A 779-nucleotide genomic window follows, 5' to 3' on the forward strand; every position below is an offset into this window, starting at 1 on the left:
TGCCGGATCGGTGCGGAACGCGGTGCTGGCGTCAAGGATGCGCGGCGCGGCGTCACCCATCTCATCGGCCATGGCCACGGCTTCGCGCGCCGCCGCGTCGGGCAGGCACAGGATCACGACATCCACCGCCGCCATCATCTCGCGCCGGGCCTGCGGTCCTTGCGGCGTTCGGGGTCGATGGAGCGCAGCGTGACCGGCAGGCGCCCGAGCCGATTGCGGATGCCCAGCCCCGTCGTGCCTGCCTCGCCATCAATAAAGACCGTCGCCTGTCCGTCGCTGCGCATGTTCCGTGTGTCCTGATAAAAACTTTCCGCCCGGGCGGTGGCCGATCTATACAAAACCTGCGCATGACCGCAACACAAACAGGCAGGAAACACACCCATGCAAGATGCCGCGACCGCCCTGCAACGCCTGCTGGACATCATGGCGCGCCTGCGTGACCCCCGCACCGGCTGCCCGTGGGACCGGGAGCAGGACTTCGCTCCATCGCGCCCTACAGCATCGAGGAAGCCTATGAGGTGGCCGACACCATAGCGCGCGAGGACTGGGACAGCCTGCCCGATGAACTGGGCGACCTGCTGCTGCAGGTGGTCTATCACGCCCAGATGGCCGATGAGCAGGGCCTGTTCGACTTCGCCACGGTCGCGCGCATGATTGGCGACAAGATGGTCCGCCGCCACCCCCATGTGTTTGGCGAGGGCGAGCGCACCGCGGGCCAGTGGAAGATGGCAAGGCGCGCGAACGGCTGGCGCGCAACCGTAGCGGCACGCTGGATGACG

The 779-nt window shown here is 67.4% G+C and carries 2 pseudogenes; one reads left to right on the forward strand and one right to left on the reverse strand.

Annotation, left to right across the window (positions count from 1 at the left end):
- Window positions 1-284 (reverse strand): annotated as a pseudogene (locus JCM25156_RS28295) (N-acetyl-gamma-glutamyl-phosphate reductase); the annotation flags it as partial.
- A 97-nt stretch (window positions 285-381) separates the two neighbouring features.
- Here JCM25156_RS28295 and JCM25156_RS26320 point away from each other — a divergent pair.
- A pseudogene (locus tag JCM25156_RS26320) lies at window positions 382-779 on the forward strand (MazG nucleotide pyrophosphohydrolase domain-containing protein); the annotation flags it as partial.

The organism is Komagataeibacter kakiaceti JCM 25156 (assembly GCF_000613305.1).